Origin of the sequence: Klebsiella sp. 1SOBk5mer (genome assembly GCF_046603115.1) — a bacterium.
In the GTDB taxonomy this organism is placed as follows: Bacteria; Pseudomonadota; Gammaproteobacteria; order Enterobacterales; family Enterobacteriaceae; genus Klebsiella; species Klebsiella quasipneumoniae.
On the sequence record NZ_JBKIUU010000031.1, the window covers coordinates 1 to 1,356 of the forward strand.

Genomic DNA, 1,356 nt, shown 5'->3' on the forward strand with positions numbered 1-1,356 from the left:
TTTTTTCGGGACAAAACGCAGAATGACACAGTTAACATGCTTTAAGGCTTATGACATCCGTGGTGAACTGGGCGAGGAGCTGAACGAGGACATCGCCTACCGTATCGGCCGCGCCTACGGCGAATTTCTGAAACCCGGGAAGATAGTGGTGGGTGGCGATGTGCGCCTCACCAGCGAGTCGCTGAAGCTGGCGCTGGCCCGCGGGCTGATGGACGCCGGCACCGACGTGCTGGATATCGGCCTGAGCGGTACCGAGGAGATTTACTTCGCCACCTTCCACCTCGGGGTGGACGGCGGTATCGAGGTGACGGCGAGCCACAACCCGATGAACTACAACGGCATGAAGCTGGTGCGCGAGAACGCGAAGCCCATCAGCGGCGACACCGGCCTGCGTGACATCCAGCGCCTGGCGGAGGAAAACCAGTTCCCGCCTGTTGACCCGGCGCGTCGCGGCACCCTGCGCCAGATTTCGGTGCTGAAGGAGTACGTTGACCACCTGATGGGCTACGTGGACCTGGCGAACTTCACCCGTCCGCTGAAGCTGGTGGTGAACTCCGGCAACGGGGCGGCGGGGCACGTGATTGATGAGGTGGAGAAACGCTTTGCGGCGGCCGGGGCGCCGGTGACCTTTATCAAGGTGCATCACCAGCCGGACGGCCATTTCCCGAACGGTATCCCGAACCCGCTGCTGCCGGAGTGCCGCCAGGACACCGCCGACGCGGTGCGTGCGCATCAGGCGGACATGGGGATCGCCTTTGACGGCGACTTCGACCGCTGCTTCCTGTTCGATGACGAGGCGTCGTTTATCGAGGGGTACTACATTGTCGGCCTGCTGGCGGAAGCGTTCCTGCAGAAGCAGCCGGGGGCGAAAATCATTCACGACCCGCGCCTGACGTGGAACACGGTGGACATCGTGACCCGCAGCGGCGGGCAGCCGGTGATGTCGAAGACCGGGCATGCGTTCATCAAGGAGCGGATGCGCCAGGAAGACGCCATCTACGGCGGGGAGATGAGCGCGCACCACTACTTCCGCGACTTCGCCTACTGCGACAGCGGGATGATCCCGTGGCTGCTGGTGGCGGAGCTGCTGTGCCTGAAGAACAGCTCGCTGAAATCGCTGGTGGCGGACCGCCAGGCGGCGTTTCCGGCGTCGGGGGAGATCAACCGCAAGCTGGGAAATGCGGCGGAGGCGATCGCGCGCATCCGGGCGCAGTATGAGCCGGCGGCCGCACACATCGACACAACGGACGGTATCAGTATTGAATACCCTGAGTGGCGCTTTAACCTGCGCACATCCAACACGGAGCCGGTGGTGCGCCTGAACGTTGAGTCCAGAGCGGATACGGCGTTGATGAA

1 protein-coding gene is annotated in these 1,356 nt (G+C 63.2%); it reads left to right on the plus strand.

What is annotated here, in order from left to right; genetic code table 11:
* Window positions 1-22: 22 nt before the first annotated feature.
* The coding region (rfbK, locus tag ACLH1U_RS25155; protein ID WP_116397537.1) for an O9 family phosphomannomutase RfbK at window positions 23-1,356 on the plus strand (1,334 nt) is incomplete at its 3' end.